A 17,638-nucleotide genomic window follows, 5' to 3' on the forward strand; every position below is an offset into this window, starting at 1 on the left:
GCGCCTTCCCGCCGGTCGTCCGCCGCCATGGGAACGCCCGCGGCCGTCCCGTCAGGCCAGCGCCCGCACCACGGCCGTGAACAGGGCGGGAAGCCGGGCGGCCGCGGGCACGACCAGGCGGGCCGTACCCGGCCTGCGGGCGACGCCCAGCAACGCCTCGGTGAGCAGCCGGTGCCGCCGGGACAGCCGCCGCCACTCCCGCTCGTAGTCGTGGGGGCGGCCCGCCACGAGACAGTCCACGAGCGCCCGCGCGGACAGGACGGCCAGGCTGACCCCCTCACCGGTGATCGCGTCGGTGTATCCGGCGGCGTCACCGACGAGCAGCACCCGCCCGGCCACCCTGCTCCTGACCCGCTGGCGCAGCGGGCCCGCCCCGCGCACCGGCGTCACGGCGGGACCGGTGAGCCTGCGCGTCAGGCCGGAAAAGGCGGCCAGGTGCTCGTCGTAGCCGCCGCGCCGCGCGCTCAGGATCGCCACCCCGACGAGGTCGTCGCCCACCGGGGTCACGTACGCCTCCCCCACCTCCGACCAGTGCACCTCGACGAAGTCGGACCACGGCGCCATGCGGTAGTGCCTGCGCAGGCCGTACCTGTGGGGGCGCGGGTCGCGCACGCCCAGGCGCAGCGACGTGCGCAGCGGGGAGTGCAGCCCGTCGGCGGCCACCAGCCAGCGGGCGCTCAGGCCGCCCGCCACCACCCCTCGCGCGTCCTGGCGGACGCGCGTGATCCTGCCGGTGACGACGGGGACGCCCAGCTCCGCGGCCCGCGCCGACATGGCCGCGTGCAACGAGGTACGGCGCACGCCGCGGCCCGGCTCGGCGGCGAAACCGGCCCGCGCGCGGGTCTCCCCCCGCACGTAGTCGATGCCCAGCAGCGGATGCCCGCCGGCCGCCACCCCCATCGCCCGCAGCGCGGCGACGCCGCCGGGCATCAGCCCCTCGCCGCACGCCTTGTCGACCGGCGCGCGCCGCGGCTCGACGACCACGACGCTCATCCCGGCGAGGGCGGCGTGGATCGCGGTGGCCAGCCCGGCCGGCCCGCCCCCCGCCACCAGCACGTCGATCATGCCGGGAGGGCGGCCAGCGCCGTGTTCTCGCAGCGGATCCGCACCGCCATCAGGACGGCGTTGGCCACGGTGAAGACCAGCGCGGTGATCCAGGCCGAGTGGACGAGCGGGAGCGCGGCGCCCTCGACGGCCACCGCCACGTAGTTCGGGTGGCGCAGCCAGGCCAGCCGGTACGGCCCGCGCCGCACCAGCGGCAGCCCCGGCACCACGATGACCCGCGTGTTCCAGCGCGGCCCCAGCGCGGCGACGCACCACCACCGCAGCGCCTGCGCGGCCAGCACGAGGGCCAGCATCGGCCAGCCGAGCGCGGGAACGAACGGCCTGCCGGCCAGATACACCTCCAGCAGGCAACCGGCGAGCAGCCCGGTGTGCAGGGCCACCATCCACGGGTAGTGGCCCTGGCCGTACTCCCGCCCGCCGCGCGCCATGCTCCAGCGGGCGTTGCGGCGGGCGACGACCAGCTCGGCCAGGCGTTCCACGCCCACGAGCAGCACGAGCAGCGAATACCACGGCATCGGCGGCTACCAGCGCAGCAGGACGAGCTCGGAGCAGAACCCCGGGCCCATCGCGATGAGCAGCCCGGCGGAGCCGGGCCGCGGTGGGCGCAGGCGCAGCGTGTCACGCAGCACGTGCAGGACGGAGGCCGACGACAGGTTGCCGTTGGCGGCCAGCGAGCGCCAGGTCAGGTCGAGCGCGCCCGGCGGCAGGTCGAGGGCCTCGGCCACCGCTTCCAGCACCTTCGGCCCGCCCGGGTGGCACACCCACGCCGCCACCTCGCCGACGGTCAGGCCGTGGTCGGCCAGGAAACCGCGCACGTCGCCGGCGAGGTGGGCGCGCACGACCTCGGGGACGCCCGCGTCGAGCACCACGCCGAAGCCGCCGTCCCTGACCTCCCAGCCCATGACCTGCTCGGTGCCGGGATACAGGTGGCTGCGCGTGGCCAGCACGCAGGGCCCTTTCCCCTCTCGCGCCGACCCGCACGCCACCACCGCGGCGGCGCCGTCGCCGAACAGCGAGCTGGCCACCAGGCTGGCCGTGGAGGCGTCGCCACGCTGCAAGGTGAGCGAGCACAACTCCACCGACAGCAGCACGGCGACGTCGCCTGGCCGGCCCAGCAGGTAGTCGTGCAGCCTGGCGATCCCCGCCGCGCCCGCCACGCAGCCCAGGCCGAAGACCGGGATGCGCTTGACGTCCGGCCGCATCCCGAGGCGGACCGCCACCCTGGCCTCCACCGAGGGCGCGGCGACACCGGTGACGGAGGTGAACATGATGAGGTCCACGTCGCCGGGCGCCAGACCCGCCTCGTCCAACGCCGCGCCGACCGCCTCGGCGCCGAGCTCGACGGCCGCCGAGACGAACGCCTCGTTGGCGGCGCCGAAGCCGTCGAGCTTGCCGTACTGGTCCAGCGGGAGGGCGAGATGCCGGTACTCGACCCTGGCGCTCGTGTGCAGCCGGTCGAGCAGCCGGCGGTCGGCGCCTGCCGGCAGGAAGGTGCGGGCGGCCAGATCGGTGAGCTCGCCCTGCGGGTAGCGGTTGGGGGGCAGCACGCCGTGGACGGCTGCGATCCAGGTCATCGGCACCCCTCCGGTAGACACTTGTCCGGGAGGCTGCCCTGCCCGCTGGCTACTATGCCCATGAGACGGCATGGATTCGGCTGCCAATGATCGGCTGGTGTGACGGGCGGTGAGGTCGGCGCGGGTGCTCAGAGGGCTGGCCGGCAGCTGCCATCCCGGCCCGACCGTCGCGGTCACGTTCCTGGTCACCGTGCTGGCCGTGGCCAGCGGGCGGGACGCCGCGGGGTGCGCGCTGGTCGGCGCCGCCGTCCTGACCGGGCAGCTGTCGATCGGATGGTGCAACGACGCCGTCGACGCCCGCCGCGACACGGCCGCCGGACGCGCCGGCAAGCCGATCGTGGCCGGAACGGTGCGCGCCCGCACCGTGCGCGCCGCCGCGCTCGTCGCGCTGGGGCTGTGCGTCCCGCTGTCGCTGGCCTCGGGCTGGCTGGCAGGCACCGTGCACCTGGCGGGCGTCGGGGCCGCGTGGGCCTACGACCTCGGCGTCAAGGCGACAGTGTGGTCCTGGCTGCCCTACGCGGTGGGGTTCGGCGCGCTGCCGGCCTTCGTGACGCTGGGCCTGCCCGGACGGCCGTGGCCCGCCTGGTGGGCGGTCCTGGCCGCCGCGCTGCTGGGGGTCGGCGCGCACCTGGCCAACGTGCTGCCCGACATCCGGGCCGACCTGGCGGCGGGCGTGCGCGGCCTGCCGCAGCGACTGGGCCGCCCCACCGTCTCCCTGCTGGTCCCGCTGCCGCTGCTGGCGGCCACCGCGCTGCTGGCCTTCGGCCCGTACGGCGCGGCGGGCCCGGCCGCCTGGATCGCGCTCGTCGTGGCCACCGGCGTCGCCGCCGCGGGCGTGGCGCTGGGACGTCGTCTGCCGAAGGCGCCCTTCACCGCGTCGATCCTGGTGGCCGCGATCGACGTCGCCCTCCTGGTCGCCAACGGCGCCCACCTCACCGCCTGACGGACGGCCCGGCTCTCCCCCGGTCGTCCGCCTCACCGCCCATCTGACGGCCACCGACTCTCCCCGGCCGTCCCACCCCACCGCAGTGCCGGCAGCCACCGGCTCTCCCCGGCCGTCCCGCCTCAGTGCCGGCGGCCGCCGGTGTCGCCGGCCGTCCGGCGCGCCTCAGCCCTCTCGGCGCAGGCTGCGTGCCAGCCAGCGGCGTACCACCGCCCACATCAGCGGGACGGGCACCGTACCCGCGCCCAGACCCACCTCCACCAGCAGGTCGAACACCTCGGTCCGGCGCGCGGCCGTCTCGATCGCCGCGTCGATGAACCCCGGCGACTGCGCCACGCGGGCCAGCACGTCGGTCGTCAGCAGGTGCCGTCCGAGCGCGCCGCGCAGGGCGCGCCGGTAGGCGGCCAGCGGGTCGCCGGTCGAGGTGACGGCCGCCTCGCCGGCGAGCCTGCCCGACAGCAGCGCGTAGTAGATGCCCTCGCCGGTGAGCGGGTTGACGAGACCGGCGGCGTCGCCGGCGAGCAGCACCCTGCCCGCGCCAGGCCGCGGGCGGCCCGGCGACAGCGGCAGGTGGTGGGCGCGCAGGTCACGGGCGGGCAGGTCGGGCAGCAGCTCGGCGAGCCTGCCGTGCAGCACCTGCCGGCCGGGCAGGCCGGTCGCCCGCAGCCGGGGCAGCAGCATGCCGAACCCCACGTTCGCGGTGCCGTCGCCGATGGGGAACGACCACGCGTACGCCGGCCACCCGGCCCGCTGCATGGCGATGAGCTGGGCGTCGTCGGCGCCGGGCAGGTCCGCGTAGCCGCGCACCGCGATCGCGGTGTGCCTGTCGGGCGCCGGCCGCACGCCGAGCACGCGGCGCACGGTGGAGTGCGCGCCGTCCGCCGCGACGACCGTGCGGGTGCGCACCTCGCCGTCGATGACCACGTGGCCGTCGGCGGCGTCCAGCGAGCGGACGCGGTGGCGGCGCACCTCGACGCCCCGCGCGCGGGCCGCCGCGACGAGGCGGGCGTCGAACACCATGCGCGGCACGACATGGTTGGGCCTGGCCACCGTGGCCGAGACGCGCACGCCGCCGGGCGAGACCACCGACAGGCGCCGCGTCGGCCGGTAGTCGGCGATGAGGTCGGGCAGGCCGAGCAGGGCCAGCTCGTCGCCGCCGTGCGCGGCGATGCCGTCGCCGCACGCCTTGTCGCGGGGGAAGTCGTCCCTGTCGAGCAGCAGGACGCGCGCGGCGGGGTCGAGCTGCTTGGCGCGCAGGGCCGCCGCCGACCCCGCGGGCCCGCCGCCGACCACCACCAGGTCCCACACGGTTGCCATTCAGGACACCTGCCACGCCACCCTCCCGGCGAAACGTCCCCGGGACCCCGTGCCCGGTTCGAGGACCGGCCACGGAGGTCGGGAGATCGCGCGTCAGGGGTGCGCGTCAGGGCGCGGTGAGCGCCACCATGACCGCCCAGCCGATGTAGGCGGCGTTGACCACCAGCCGGGCCACCGCGCCCGCCGGACGGTCCAGCAGCCGCGGCCGGTCGCGGTGCGCGTGCCGGAGCGCGTCGACGTGCGAGGCGAGGTAGGCGGTGATGAGCGCGGCGGCGGCCCACCCTCCCGCCGCCCTGCCGCCGGGGACGGCGAGCAGCACGCCCAGGAGGATCTCCGCCACCCCGCCGGCCACGACGGCAGGCCCCGGCCACGGGAACCAGCCGGGCACGAGCGTGCGGAAGTAGCCGGGGAAGACGAAGTGGGAGATCCCCACGGCGGCCAGGAAGAGGGCCAGGGCGATGGCGGCGGTATCGTGCATGACGCCATGCTGACCCCCGCGCCCGCGCGAGCGCTTGAACGAAACGATCGCCGGTTGGCGTTCGCCCCCGGCGGCGGGCTGACCGTGTTCGAGGAGAACGGCCCGGCGGCCGTCGCCCGCCACCTGCACCCGGTGTGGAAGGTCGTCCTTCCCGAGCGGGGGACCGCCGTGGCGGGGCGCATCCGGGGGGCGGGGCTGCTCGTGCCGCCCCAGCTGGCCCACACCGCCGCGGTGACCTCGGCCTACACGGCGCTGTTCGTCGATCCGTGGCTGCTGGGCGCGCCACGGGAGATGACGGCGCTCGACGGGCATGCCGTACGGCGGCTGCGGGACGCTCTGGCCCGCGGCGCCGCCCTGCCCGAACTCGTGGCGCTGGCCGGGCCCGGCCCGGCGCTCGACCCCCGCGTGGCCCACGCGCTGGTCCTGGCCACCGCCACCCCGCCCGCCGCCGCCCCCGGCCCGCGCGTCCACACCGCCACCATCGCCCCCGGCCTGCCCGTCCACACCGCCACCACCGCCCCCGGCCTGCCCGTCCACACCGCCGACGCTGTCGCCCCCGGGCTGCCCGTCCATGCGATGGCCGCCGTTCCCCCCGGACTGCCCGTGCATGCCATCGCCGCCGATCTCGGGCTGCCCGTCCATGCGATGGCCGCCGATTCCCCCGAACTGCCCATCCATGCCATCGCCGCCGAGGTCGGGCTGTCCGTGCCGCGGCTGCGCGCCCTGGTCCGCGCGTCCGTCGGGATCCCGCTGGTACGGCTGCGCCAGTGGGCACGCCTGCGCGCGGCCGTCGCCCAGCTCGCCCGCTCCTCGGTGGCGTCGGCCGCGGCGACAGCCGGATTCGCCGACCAGGCCCATCTGGCCCGCACCGCCCGCGCCATGCTCGGCCGCACCCCCGTCTCCCTCTCGACCCACCCCGTGCCGGGCCGCCCCGCGTCCCCGTCCCCCGGCCTACCGGACCCCACCCCGACCGGGTCTCCCGCCGCTTCAGACCCCACCCCCACCAGACCTCCCGCCACACCGAACCCCACCCCCACCAGACCTCCCGCCGTATCGGACCTCGCTCCGTCCCCGTCTCCCCGCGAAGCGCCGGGGGCGGCTGCCCGCTCGCGCTGAGGACACCGGGCGGCGCCGGGTGACGATCGTGGAAGGCCCTCGGGGGCCCGCACGCCGGGTTGCGTTCGAGCGCGCGCCGGCTCCTACCGTTCTGCCGCGGGAACGCCCCAGCGATCCCAGCCCCGGCCGCGGGCCGCTGGGGCACCCGCCGGGGCGGCGGGCCCGGCTCTCGCGGGAGGCCGGCACTCGGCCAGGTGGTCAGCGGGAGCGGAGGAAGGTGAGGGCGGCGAGCACCCTGCGGTGGTCGTCGCCGTCGAGCCCGAGGCCGAGCTTGGTGTAGACGCCGGTGACGTGCTTGGCCACGGCCGCCTCCGACACGTGGAGCCGCTGGGCGATCGCGCTGTTGGAGCGGCCCTCGGCGACCAGCGCGAGCACCTCGCGTTCGCGCGGCGACAGCGTGTCGAGCGGGTCGTGGGCCCGGCGGTGGGCGAACAGCTGGTGGATCACGTCCGGGTCGAGGACCGTGCCGCCGGAGGCGACCGCCTCGGCGTCCGCCACGAACTGGGTGATCGCCCCGATCCTGTCCTTGAGCAGGTAGCCGATGCCGCGCGTTCCCGCCGCCATGAGCTCGCCCGCCGCCGCCTCCTCGACGATCTGCGACAGCACCAGGACGCCGAGCCCCGGATGGTCGCCGCGCAGCGCGATGGCCGCCCTCAGCCCCTCGTCGCGGAAGGTCGGCGGCATGCGGACGTCCACCACGACGAGGTCGGGCACCTCGCGGGCGACGGCGTGCAGCAGCTCGCCCGCGCTGCCGACGGCGGCGACGACCTCGTGCCCGAACCTGGCGAAGATGCCGGTCAGTCCCTCCCTGAGCAGCACCGAGTCTTCGGCGATCATCAATCGCATGGGATGCGCACCCTGAGCGTCGTCGGCCCTCCAGGGGGGCTGCTGAGCGAGAGGGTCCCGTCGAGCACGCCGACCCGGTCGGCCAGCCCGCTGATCCCACTGCCGGCCGCGGGATCGGCCGAGCCGGCGCCGTCGTCGCTCACCTCGACGACGAGCCGGCCGTCCGACAGCGTGGCGCTGACGGCGGCCTGGCGGGCCCCGCTGTGTTTGATCACGTTGGTGAGGGCCTCGGAGACGCAGAAGTAGGCCGCCGCCTCCACCCCGGGCGGCGGGCGCACGGGCAGGTCCAGGTCGAGCGTCACGGGCACCGGGCAGTGGCGGGCCAGTTCGGTGACGGCCACCGCGAGTCCCCGGTCGGCGAGCGCCGACGGATGCATGCCCCGCACGACGCGGCGCAGCTCGTCCAGCGCGGCCTGCGCGTGGCCGTAGGCCAGGTCGATGGCCTGCGCCGCACGGTCGGCGTCGGTTCCGACGTCGAGCCTGGCGAGGCCGAGCTGCATGAGCACGGCGGTCAGCTGGTGCTGGGTGCCGTCGTGCAGGTCCCGCTCGATACGCCGCCGCTCGGCCTCGAACGCGTCGACCAGCCTGGCCCTCGACCTGGTCAGCTCGATCATCCTGGCTTCGGCAGGCGCGGTGAGCATGCTGCGCGCCAGCGCCCCCTGCGCCACGGCCATCAGCGTGACCAGGTAGGCGCAGGCCGCCAGCCAGACCAGCGTGGCGAGCGTGCCGAGCGCGTCGGCCACGGGCCCGGCGTCCAGCCGGCCGGCCAGCCAGGAATGGAACGAGCCGACCAGCGAGGTCACGGTCAGCCCGGCGAGGATCAGGACGACCAGGTTGACCGTGGGCAGGACCGTCGCCATCAGGAGCGCGTACCCGATCTGCCGCCAGAGGACGCTCGCGGTCGCCGGCCGCGGCGCGCGCGCCTCGACCGGGTCGATCAGCCGTAGCCGTCTGCGTTCCAGATCCGCGATCAGGCCGCTGAGCGCCCCCACGGCGACAATCAGGATGATCGCGCCGACCACCAGTGCGGCCTGCTCGCCCAGGAACCACAGGAAGGCCACACCGGCGATGCCCGGCAGGCCGGTCACCAGGTAGGCGAGCGCCCGCCAGGGCCACGCCGACGCGAGGAAGCGCAGCGGGTTGCCCGGTATCGCCGGCCATGGCATCACGACTGTGGTCATCAGCCCTTGATCGTCCTGGTGATCTCGCCCCTGGCGTTCAGGAACTGGATCCGCGGGCTGCCGTCCTCGCCGACCCGGAGCACGATACGCGGCTTCCCCTTCCCGTCGGCGAGCGTCAGCCCCACCGACCTGTCGCGGTTCTTGCCGAAGAAGGCCCGCTGCGGAGCAGGATACTTCTCCTTGAACTCCGCCATCGCCTTGTCGCGCTCGGGGCCCGGCGGCATCTCCTGGATCTTCTTGTACTCCTCGTACATGGCCGACAGCGGGGTGTCGGGCCGGTCCTTGACCTCCAGGCCGACGCTCCGCTCGCCCTGGCCCTCCGCGTACCGCAGGACCAGCGTCTGGTCCTGCTTGTACTGGTCGAAGGCCAGCTGCCCGAACGCCTCCGGCTTGCCGTCGACCAGGCCGCTGTGCAGCCCGAGGCCGCCGCTCTCGTCGCCTGCGGAGTTGTAGAACATCATGCCCGGCCGCAGCCCCCCGTTGCCCAGGTCGACGCCGTCGACGACGGCGCCCGGCGACTTCACCCTGTTGGTCAGGACCAGGCGGGGCTTGCCGTCCGGCTCGACGACGTTGATCCGCTGGACGTCGATCTCCTCGAACCTGGCCCTGCCGCCCGCGTCGTCGGCGGTGGCGGCCTGCCCGCCGCCGCCGACGACCACGCCGAGCGCCATCGCCGCCACCACTGCTCCCACCGCGTGGACCCGCGGCCTGATCGTCACTGTTCTCATGCCTTCGATGATCGTCATCGCTCGCGTGAAGGGCAGTAAGGTTGGCGCCCGATCGCGGGTAGAGGTTTCTCTACCTTGATCGGCGGTTCAGGCCGGCTTGCGGGCCTCGATGAGCACCCGTGACGCGTGGGCGACGAACGAGCCGTCCTTGGCGATCCGCTCGTGCAGGTCGCGCAGCCGGTCGCGGTGGGCCTCGACGGTGAAACCGGGGACGATCCAGATCACCTTGCGCAGGAAGTAGACGACGGCGCCGATGTCGAAGAACTCCATCCGCAGCCGTTCCATGCGCACGTCGAGGATCCGCAGGCCGGCCGCCACGGCGTCGGCGGTCTCGACGGCGGGATGGCGCTTGCTGCGCGCCTCGAACTGCGGGCCGAGGAAGTACTCGGTCACCTCGAACACGCTGCCGGGTCCGACGTGCTGGGCGAAGTAGGTGCCGCCCGGCCGGAGCACCCTGGCGATCTCGCTCCACCACACGGTCACCGGATGCCGGCTGGTCACCAGGTCGAAGGCCTCGTCGGCGAACGGAAACGGCGGTTCGCCGGAGGTGGCGACGACGACCGCGCCCAGGGGATGCAGCAGCCTGGTCGCTCTGACGATGTTCGGCGGCCACGACTCGGTGGCCACCATGGTGCGCGGCAGCCTCCGCGCTCCCGCCAGCACCTCGCCCCCGCCGGTCTCGACGTCGAGCGCGGCCCCGGCCGTGGCGAGCCTGTCGCTCATCATGCGCTGGTAACCCCAGGACGGGCGCTCCTCGGTCGCCCGCCCTTCGAGCCAGGAGAAGTCCCAGCCGGCGACCGGTACGGCGGCGGCCTCGGCCACCAGGTCGTCGAACGATCGTGTCATGCCTCGATCGTCACACGCTCCCGCAGGTCGCGACGACACTGGCCCATGACTGACCTCCGGTGCCGGCGCGAGCGCCTTGACAAGATCTGCGGGATGCGCCTGTAATGACCTTCGCGTCGCGTGCCGCCGCCCGGGAGGACGGCGGAGGCATGGAGGCGCCGTATCAGGGGGATGATGTCGTGACTTCTCACACTGTCGAGCGCGGTTAACCGCCACGACCCTCCCGCGCGCCTCCCCACGCCCGGCGCCGCGTACTCCCGGTACTCCTGTACTCCTGGGATTCCTTTCACGCCGTCCGTCGGCGTCTTCTGCCCTGTGCGGGCCGTTCCCCGACTTTCCAATGATCTTCATCCACGCCTGGAGCGAACACACGCATGACCAACGACTTCAACCAGCAGATCATCGACGAGTTCCGCGCCAACGCCGGCCAGGTCGGCGCCTTCGAGGGAGCGCGGCTGCTCCTGCTCACGACCACGGGGGCCAGGACGGGCGCCCGCCGTACGACGCCGCTCGGTTACCTGCCCGACGGTGACCGGATGCTCGTCATCGCCTCGGCCATGGGCGCGCCCACCCATCCCGCCTGGTACCACAACCTCCTCGCCCACCCGCGCGTCACCGTCGAGGACGGCGTCTTCACCTACGAGGCCGACGCCGTGGTGCTGGAGGGCGAGGAGCGGGACCGGCTGTTCGACCGCGCGGTGGAAGCCGACCCCGGCTGGGGCGAGTACCAGGCCAGGACGAGCAGGGTCATTCCCGTCGTCGCGCTCCACCCCGTCCACGACGGCCCGCCGGCGGGGCCGATGGGCGAGGTGCTCAGGAAGATCCACGGCTCCTTCCGCAGGGAGCTGGCCCTGATCCGCAAGGAGGTCGCCGCGTCGGGTCCCGGCATCGGGGCGCAGCTGCGCGTCAACTGTCTGTCGCTGTGCCAGGGGCTGCACCATCACCACATGGGCGAGGACACGATGATGTTCCCCTCCCTGGAGGCGAGGCATCCGGAGCTCGCCCCCGCCATGACGCGCCTGCGTGAGGAGCACGAGGTGGTCGCGCGGCTGCTGGCCCGGCTGCAGGAGCTGCTCGCGGACGACGGGCTCGACCGGGACACCCTCGTGGCCGGGGTCGACGAGCTGACCAAGGAGGTCGAGGCGCACCTCGACTACGAGGAGGAGCAGCTGATCCCGATCCTGAACGGCGGGGTCCGCTGAACGGCCCGTCCCGCTGAACGGCAGGGCCGCTCCCCGATCGCCGGGAAGCGGCCCTTTCCCACGGATCAGCGGGTCAGCCGCGGCCAGCGGAAGACCCGCAGCTCAGCCGGTGCACCGCGGACCAGCCGGTGCACCGCAGCTCAACCGGTGCACCGCAGCTCAACCGGTGCACCGCGGATCAGCCGATGCACCGCGGATCAGCCGGTGGACCGTAGGGGGCGGAAGAAGTCCCGCAGCTCCCTGGCCACCTGCTCGGGCTCCTCGTGCGCCATGAAGTGCCCTCCGCGGTCGGGGGTGCTCCAGTGGCGCAGGTCGGCGTAGAGGCGTTCGGCCATGCTCCTGGGAAAGCCCGCGAAGGCGGGCTCGTTGCTCAGCGTGACGGCGGCCGGCACGCCGATCGTGGGGACCGGCTCGTTGAGCCCGTAGTCGTAGTACTGCCGGAAGGACGAGCCGATGGTGCCGGTCGCCCAGTAGAGGGTGGCCACCGTCAGGAGCGTGTCCTTGTCCCAGCGCTTCTCCAGGTCGCCGCCGCAGTCGCTCCAGTCGCGGTACTTGTCGGCGATCCAGGCCAGCAGTCCCGCGGGAGAGTCCATGAGGGCGGCGGCGATCGTGTCGGGCCTGCTCCACATGATCTCGCTGTAGCCCTGGTCGGTGACGTCGTAGGCGGCGAGGGCGTCGAGGAAGGCCTGTTCCTGGGGAGTCGGCGGGACGTCGGAGAAGTCGGAGGTCACGACCGCCGAGGTGATGTGGACGCCGGCGACCTCGTCCGGGTAGAGCGCGCCGAGCCACTGGGTGACCCCGCCGCCGATGTCGCCGCCGAAGGCGCCGAAGCGGCGGTAGCCGAGGGTCCGCGTCATGAGCGCGTGCCAGGTCCGCGCGACGCCCTTGCGGGTGAACCGCTCGCGCGGCAGCTCGGAGAACAGGAAGCCGGGCAGCGAGGGGACGACCACGTCGAAGGCGTCCGCGGGATCGCCGCCGTGGGCGGCGGGGTCGGCCAGCAGGGGCGCGACGCGCAGCATCTCCACGAAGCTGCTCGGCCAGCCGTGCGTCAGGACCAGCGGCAGCGGCTCCGGCGCCCCCTCCACCCGCGTGCCGCGCATGAGCACGAAGTGGACCCGCCGGCCGTCGACCTCGGCCACGTGGTGGGGGAAGGCGTTGAGCGCCGACTCGACCGCGCTCCAGTCGAACCCGTCGGCCCAGTAGGAGACGAGCTCGCGCAGGTAGTCGGGGTCGACCCCGGCCGCCCAGAAGGCGGGGTCGGACGCGGTCGTGAACCGGGTGCGGGTCAGGCGCTCGCGCAGGTCGGTCAGGACGTCATCGGAAACGGTGATGCGAAAAGACTCGAGTGTCATGGTTCCTTCGTTCAGGAGTGACGCGGACGGGCGCGCTCCTGGACGCGGATCAGGCGAACGCGGCGACCAGGAGGGCCCGGGCAGGACGGAAGAACGTCGTCATCAGGCTCACCTCCTCGTATCGTGCGACGCGCGCGACTATACAGGGATACGACCAGTCTGTGCGTGATCGCCAGGCCGGAGGCGGAGTTCGCGCCGGGACCGGCTCGCCTACGGCATGGAGGGGCTCAGCCCTCGCTGATCACGTATCCGCGCGCCTCCAGCGCCTTCCACGCCCGCCGCAGGTCGGCCGTCCGCACCAGAAGGTAGTCGGTGTCGTACGTCGACAGCGCGAACACCGACACGCCCGCCTCGGCCAGCGGCGCGGTGAGCGACGACAGGACGCCGATGAGCGAGAAGTCCAGCTCGCCCGCCACCCGCAGCGCGCTCCAGCCGCTCTCCACCTGGGCGCCCGGCGGCTCCTCGCCCGTGGCGCAGACGACGGAGACCTCGTCGGCCGTCACCGTCAGGCCGTACAGCTCGGCCGACGGCGGCGGGGCCGGTACGGCGGTGCCCGCCGGCAGCCGGCAGACGGAGTACGCGCGGGAAAGGAGGCGGAGCTCCACGTCCATCACCTCTGAACAGCGTCGGGTAGTTCGGCCACGACGGGCGACAGGGCTTCGAGCGCCTGGGACAGGTGGCCGGTGTCCATTCCGATGGTGATCCTGAACCGCCCTTCGCGTCCGAAGAACACGCCGGGGGCGACGAGAACGCTCGCCTTCCGCCGGAAAAGGTCGCCCGCCTCGACGGAGAACCGGCCGCCCGTACGGCGGGCGGGCCGCCTGCCGTACGGGCGGCGTTTCGGGCCTGACGCTCCGCAGCGGCACCGCTACGGGCGCACCGGCGCCTGCGCGCCGGCCGGGCGGGCGAGTGCCGCGCTGCGGTGCGCGGGAAGCCTCGGGAGCGCGTCGCGGAGCCGCACCCGGCCCGGGATTTGCGGACGATCCCCACCGAGGGGAGATCTGACACAATCCACTGAGGATCTTGAGCGAGATTTGTCCGATCGCTAGGGTGTGCCGAGTGCCACATTCCCCTGGTGTGCGACAAACGCGGTCATCTCGCGGCCTTGACAAGGCCTCGGAGGCCCGCAGCAAACACCGGCGATGGCGGGCAACCCGGGTCCGTAGCAAGATCGTCGCGATGCTGGTCTCCCTGGTGGCCCTGTGGGCATTCAGCGCGTGGGTCACCGTCTCCGACAGCATCAACCTGCTGTGGGTCACCACGGTCGACGGCAACCTCGTCCAGCCGAGCGAACCCCTGTTATGGGGCCTGCAACGCGAACGGCGCCTGACCATCGGCTCGCTCGGCTCGGGATCGGTGGCCGGCCAGCAGCTGCGCGCGCAGCGCGCGGACAACGACCGGCTGCGGGTGGCGTTCGACGAGTCCGCACGTGCCACCCTCACGCGGTGGGCCGCCTCCGACTCGCTCAACGTCCGCGCCCAGGAGGTGGTCCGGCAGCTGGCCACCCTGCCCGAGCTGCGCTCGGGCGTCGACGCGGGACGGCAGGACCGCCGGCAGGCGCAGGCGGCCTACGACGCGCTGATCGACAGCTTCTACGACATGTACGACGCGGCGGCGGCCGTCGACGACGACGAGATCGCCAAGCACGCCAGGTCGCTCAGCGCGATGAGCGTCTCCCGCGAGCTGCTGTCCCGCGAGGACGCGCTGGTCAGCGGCGTCCTGGCCGGCGGTAGCCTCACCCGCGACGACCAGTCCGAGATCGTCAGGGCGAGCACCATCGCCACCTACACCCTGGAGCAGGCCGCCTCCGCGCTGCCCGCCGAGGACCAGCGGGCCTTCCGCGAGTGGCGAGCGAGCGCGCCGGTGACCCGGCTGCGCGCGCTGGAGCACGCCTTGGCCGAGGCCGATCCCACCGGGAGCGCGGCGCCGGTCACCGCCCAGCAGTGGCGCAGCGCCGCCGACGGCGCGCTGTCCGGCCTCAACGCGGTGATCCAGGACGGCGGCGACCGCGTGGTCCAGCAGGCGGTCCCGGTCGCCGTCGGCGTGCTGGTCCGCCTCCTGATCGCCGGTGGGCTCGGCCTGGTGGCGGTCGTCGCCTCGATCGTGCTCGCGGTCACCACCACCAGGGCCCTGCTGGCGCAGCTGAACCGGCTGCGGGCGGCCGCCCTGGACCTGGCCGAGCACCGGCTGCCCGGCGTGGTCGAACGCGTCAGCCACGGCCAGGACGTCGACCTGACCGAGGAGGCGCCGCCGCTGGCGTTCGGGCCCGACGAGATCGGCGAGGTGGCGCGCGCCTTCAACACCGTGCAGGAGACCGCGATCAGGGTCTCGGTCGAGCAGGCGGAGCTGCGGCTGAGCACCCGCAACACGCTGACCAGCCTGGCCCGCCGGACCCAGGGGCTGGTCAAGCGGCAGCTCGACGCGCTCGACGCCATGCAGCGCCGCGCCACCACCCCGCAGGAGCTGACCGACCTGTACACGCTCGACCACCTGGCCGTCAGGACCCGGCGGGCGGCCGAGAACCTGCTGGTGCTGGCGGGCGCCACCCCCGCTCGTACGTGGCGGCGCTCGGTCCCGCTGCTCGACGTGGTGCGCGGCGCGCTGGCCGAGGTCGAGGACTACGCCAGGGTCTCCATCACCCCGCTCGACGACAGCCACCTGCTCGGCAGGGCCGTCGGTGACCTGACCCACCTGCTGGCCGAGCTCATCGACAACGCCGTGTCGTTCTCCCCGCCCTCCACGACCGTCACGGTCAGCGGGCAGCACGTCGCCAACGGGTACGCGCTGGAGATCGAGGACCGCGGCCTCGGCATGTCCGCCGAGGAGCTGGCGGAGGCCAACCGGCGGATCGCCGACCCGCCGGAGTTCAAGATCACCGGTACGGCGGCGCGGCTCGGCTTCTACGTCGTCAGCAGGCTCGCGGCCAGGCACGACATCTCCGTGACGCTCAAGTCCTCGCCGTACGGCGGGGTGGCCGCCGTGGTGCTGGTGCCGCGGGAGCTGCTGCAGGAACCGGAGCACGGCGATCTGTTCACGCCCGCCGCGGCGCACCCGCAGCGGACCGCCCCCGCCACTGCCCTGCCGCAACGGCAGCGCCCCGCACCGCCCACATCGGCACCGCCCACACCGGCGCTCTCCACATCGGCACCGCCGGCTATCGGGGCACGGCCCGCTCCCGGGACACCGGCTGCTCCCGTCCCCCGGCCCGCTCCCGTGACGCCGTCGGCGCCGATGCCCGCGCCCGCACCGGCGTTCGCCGTCGCGTCCGTCCCGGCCCGTCCACCGACCCCGGCCCCGGTGCCGGGAGCCGTACCCGCTTCACGCCCCGGCCAGGCGACGCCTGCCCGGAGCACCGGCCAGCCGCACTTCACACCCGGAGGTCTCCCCCTGCGCGTGCCCCAGACCAGCCTCGTTCCCGAACTGCGCCAGCACCCCGCCCCCTCCGCCGCCGGCCCGCCGCCCGACGAGCACGTGCCGCACATCGCGGATGACGAGCACGAGCTGCGCACCCGCTTGGCGGCCCTGCAACGGGGCACCGTCCGCGGTCGCGCCGCCGCCGAGCGCCTGCTCGGCGGCCGCGACCACCACGGCGATCAGGAGTCGACATGACCACGGCACAACTGAACTGGCTGCTCAACGACCTGGTCACCCGGGTCTCCGACATCCGGCACGCGATCGTCCTCAGCAGCGACGGGCTGCTGCTCGCCACCTCGGACGGGCTCGAACCCGACGACGCCGACAGGCTGTCGGCCGTCGCCGCCAGCCTGCAGAGCCTCGCCGCGGCCGCCGCCGACTACGCGGGCGGCGGCCAGATCAAGCAGACACTCGTGGAGTGGCAACAGCTGATCCTGCGCGTGACGATCGCGGGCCACGGAGCCCGGCTGGCCGCGCTCACCACCCATGACGCCGACCTCGGCCTGCTGGCCTACGAGATGGAGATGCTCATCGCCAAGGTCGGCCAGCACCTGTCGACCAGCGCCCGCCTCACGCCGGCCGACGCCGCCGACCTGAGGGCAGGTGAGGTCGCTTGACGACCCGTCCAGGCACGCCCGAGCACGAGGTCGATCCGAGCCTGCTGCGCCCCTTCGTGATCACCAGGGGACGCACCCAGCCGGCCCGCGGCGCCTTCGCCCTGATCACCCAGGCGATCGCGGTGGCCGAGGTGGCCGACCGGCCGGCTCCCGGGCTCGACCCCGAGCACGCGGCGATCCTGCGCCTGTCCAGGGCGCCGATCGCGGTGGCCGAACTGGCCTCCCACCTGGACCTGCCGCCGGGGGCGATCTGCGTCCTGCTCGGCGACCTCCTGGAACACGATCTGATCGACGTGCAGCATCCCCACCCCGACAGCGACATCCACGACCCACGGGTCTACAAGGCGGTACTCGATGGTCTTCGCTCTCTCTGAACGGCGCCGCATGCCCAACGCGGTCAAGATCCTGATCGCGGGCGGTTTCGGGGCGGGCAAGACCACCATGGTCAGCGCCGTCTCGGAGACGCGGACGCTGCGTACCGAGGAACTGCTCACCGAACGCGGCGTCGGCGTGGACGACGTCTACGGCGTCTCGGCCAAACGCTCCACCACCGTGGCGATGGACTTCGGGCGCATCACGCTGAACACCGACTACGTGCTCTACCTGTTCGGCACCCCTGGCCAGGAGCGTTTCTGGTTCCTCTGGGACGAGCTGGCGCTGGGCGCGCTCGGCGCGGTCGTCCTGGCCGACACCCGCAGGCTGGGCGACTGCTTCGCCGCCGTCGACTACTTCGAACGGCGCGGCACGCCCTTCATCGTCGCGGTCAACTGCTTCGACGGCGCCGAGCAGTTCGAGGTCGAGGAGATCAGGCTCGCGCTCCAGCTCGACGCGGCCATCCCGATCCTGCTGTGCGACGCCCGTGACCGCGGTTCCAGCCGCGACATGCTCATCGGCCTGATCGACCACGCGCTCCAGCGCCGCCTGCTGTACTCGGCGCCCTGACGGCGCCGCCTTCCTCG

The 17,638-nt window shown here is 74.0% G+C and carries 18 protein-coding genes; 7 read left to right on the forward strand and 11 right to left on the reverse strand.

Translation table 11 applies throughout. From position 1 onward, the window contains the following. Nucleotides 1-51: 51 nt before the first annotated feature. From ACWEVS_RS27275 to ACWEVS_RS27285, 3 genes are read right to left on the reverse strand one after another with little or no spacing between them, the layout of a single operon-like run. A complete protein-coding gene (locus tag ACWEVS_RS27275) occupies nucleotides 52-1,065 on the reverse strand; it encodes an NAD(P)/FAD-dependent oxidoreductase (protein ID WP_452553946.1) in 1,014 nt (337 codons plus the stop codon). After that, nucleotides 1,062-1,580, reverse strand: a complete 519-nt coding sequence (locus ACWEVS_RS27280; RefSeq protein WP_449929269.1) for an isoprenylcysteine carboxyl methyltransferase family protein — start codon at nucleotides 1,578-1,580, stop codon at nucleotides 1,062-1,064. The genes ACWEVS_RS27275 and ACWEVS_RS27280 overlap by 4 nt, the downstream gene beginning before the upstream one ends. 6 nt (nucleotides 1,581-1,586) lie before the next feature. Beyond that, on the reverse strand, nucleotides 1,587-2,639 hold the full coding sequence (locus ACWEVS_RS27285) for a type III polyketide synthase (RefSeq protein ID WP_452553947.1): 1,053 nt from the start codon (nucleotides 2,637-2,639) through the stop codon (nucleotides 1,587-1,589). A gap of 124 nt (nucleotides 2,640-2,763) precedes the next feature. On the opposite strand from ACWEVS_RS27285, the gene ACWEVS_RS27290 reads away from it, so the two are divergent. Continuing rightward, complete coding sequence (locus ACWEVS_RS27290) at nucleotides 2,764-3,582, forward strand: UbiA family prenyltransferase (protein ID WP_449929266.1); 819 nt, start codon at nucleotides 2,764-2,766, stop codon at nucleotides 3,580-3,582. 165 nt (nucleotides 3,583-3,747) lie between these two features. On the opposite strand, the gene ACWEVS_RS27295 is transcribed toward ACWEVS_RS27290, so the two are convergent. Both ACWEVS_RS27295 and ACWEVS_RS27300 read right to left on the reverse strand, forming a co-directional pair. Next, nucleotides 3,748-4,899: an NAD(P)/FAD-dependent oxidoreductase gene (locus tag ACWEVS_RS27295; protein WP_449929264.1), complete on the reverse strand. Its 1,152-nt coding sequence runs from the start codon at nucleotides 4,897-4,899 to the stop codon at nucleotides 3,748-3,750. A 106-nt stretch (nucleotides 4,900-5,005) separates the two neighbouring features. Then, nucleotides 5,006-5,377, reverse strand: a complete 372-nt coding sequence (locus tag ACWEVS_RS27300) for a DoxX family protein (protein ID WP_354918086.1) — start codon at nucleotides 5,375-5,377, stop codon at nucleotides 5,006-5,008. A gap of 54 nt (nucleotides 5,378-5,431) precedes the next feature. Here ACWEVS_RS27300 and ACWEVS_RS27305 point away from each other — a divergent pair, with 54 nt between their 5' ends. After that, nucleotides 5,432-6,493 (forward strand): helix-turn-helix domain-containing protein, encoded by a 1,062-nt coding sequence (locus ACWEVS_RS27305; protein WP_452553948.1) that lies wholly within the window; start codon nucleotides 5,432-5,434, stop codon nucleotides 6,491-6,493. 198 nt (nucleotides 6,494-6,691) lie between these two features. On the opposite strand, the gene ACWEVS_RS27310 is transcribed toward ACWEVS_RS27305, so the two are convergent. From ACWEVS_RS27310 to ACWEVS_RS27325, 4 genes are all read right to left on the reverse strand, one after another. Beyond that, a complete protein-coding gene (locus ACWEVS_RS27310; protein ID WP_449929258.1) occupies nucleotides 6,692-7,339 on the reverse strand; it encodes a response regulator transcription factor in 648 nt (215 codons plus the stop codon). After that, nucleotides 7,330-8,520, reverse strand: coding sequence for a histidine kinase (locus tag ACWEVS_RS27315; RefSeq protein WP_452553949.1), 1,191 nt, complete (start codon nucleotides 8,518-8,520; stop codon nucleotides 7,330-7,332). Before ACWEVS_RS27315 ends, ACWEVS_RS27310 begins: the two co-directional genes overlap by 10 nt. Next, nucleotides 8,520-9,248 (reverse strand): hypothetical protein, encoded by a 729-nt coding sequence (locus ACWEVS_RS27320; RefSeq protein WP_452418695.1) that lies wholly within the window; start codon nucleotides 9,246-9,248, stop codon nucleotides 8,520-8,522. The genes ACWEVS_RS27315 and ACWEVS_RS27320 overlap by 1 nt, the downstream gene beginning before the upstream one ends. Before the next feature lie 87 nt (nucleotides 9,249-9,335). After that, nucleotides 9,336-10,094, reverse strand: a complete 759-nt coding sequence (locus tag ACWEVS_RS27325; protein ID WP_449929252.1) for a class I SAM-dependent methyltransferase — start codon at nucleotides 10,092-10,094, stop codon at nucleotides 9,336-9,338. 374 nt (nucleotides 10,095-10,468) lie between these two features. Here ACWEVS_RS27325 and ACWEVS_RS27330 point away from each other — a divergent pair, with 374 nt between their 5' ends. Then, nucleotides 10,469-11,296 (forward strand): nitroreductase/quinone reductase family protein, encoded by an 828-nt coding sequence (locus ACWEVS_RS27330; RefSeq protein ID WP_452553950.1) that lies wholly within the window; start codon nucleotides 10,469-10,471, stop codon nucleotides 11,294-11,296. A 197-nt stretch (nucleotides 11,297-11,493) separates the two neighbouring features. On the opposite strand, the gene ACWEVS_RS27335 is transcribed toward ACWEVS_RS27330, so the two are convergent. Together ACWEVS_RS27335 and ACWEVS_RS27340 are read right to left on the reverse strand one after the other, a co-directional pair. Next, a complete protein-coding gene (locus ACWEVS_RS27335; protein ID WP_354918066.1) occupies nucleotides 11,494-12,648 on the reverse strand; it encodes an epoxide hydrolase family protein in 1,155 nt (384 codons plus the stop codon). A 227-nt stretch (nucleotides 12,649-12,875) separates the two neighbouring features. Next, a complete protein-coding gene (locus ACWEVS_RS27340) occupies nucleotides 12,876-13,253 on the reverse strand; it encodes an ACT domain-containing protein (RefSeq protein WP_449929246.1) in 378 nt (125 codons plus the stop codon). 574 nt (nucleotides 13,254-13,827) lie between these two features. Between ACWEVS_RS27340 and ACWEVS_RS27345 the strand changes: the two genes are divergently transcribed. The 4 genes from ACWEVS_RS27345 to ACWEVS_RS27360 are packed head-to-tail and all read left to right on the forward strand — an operon-like array spanning nucleotide 13,828 to nucleotide 17,621. Beyond that, the gene (locus tag ACWEVS_RS27345) at nucleotides 13,828-16,257 is read left to right on the forward strand and encodes a nitrate- and nitrite sensing domain-containing protein (protein WP_452553951.1); all 2,430 of its coding nucleotides are present in this window, start codon (nucleotides 13,828-13,830) and stop codon (nucleotides 16,255-16,257) included. Further along, complete coding sequence (locus tag ACWEVS_RS27350; protein ID WP_449929242.1) at nucleotides 16,254-16,679, forward strand: roadblock/LC7 domain-containing protein; 426 nt, start codon at nucleotides 16,254-16,256, stop codon at nucleotides 16,677-16,679. Before ACWEVS_RS27345 ends, ACWEVS_RS27350 begins: the two co-directional genes overlap by 4 nt. Continuing rightward, on the forward strand, nucleotides 16,676-17,053 hold the full coding sequence (locus tag ACWEVS_RS27355) for a DUF742 domain-containing protein (RefSeq protein WP_354918051.1): 378 nt from the start codon (nucleotides 16,676-16,678) through the stop codon (nucleotides 17,051-17,053). Before ACWEVS_RS27350 ends, ACWEVS_RS27355 begins: the two co-directional genes overlap by 4 nt. After that, nucleotides 17,034-17,621, forward strand: a complete 588-nt coding sequence (locus ACWEVS_RS27360; RefSeq protein WP_354918048.1) for a GTP-binding protein — start codon at nucleotides 17,034-17,036, stop codon at nucleotides 17,619-17,621. Before ACWEVS_RS27355 ends, ACWEVS_RS27360 begins: the two co-directional genes overlap by 20 nt. The last annotated feature ends 17 nt before the right edge of the window (nucleotides 17,622-17,638 follow it).

The sequence above is a fragment of the Nonomuraea sp. NPDC003754 genome (assembly GCF_053605785.1).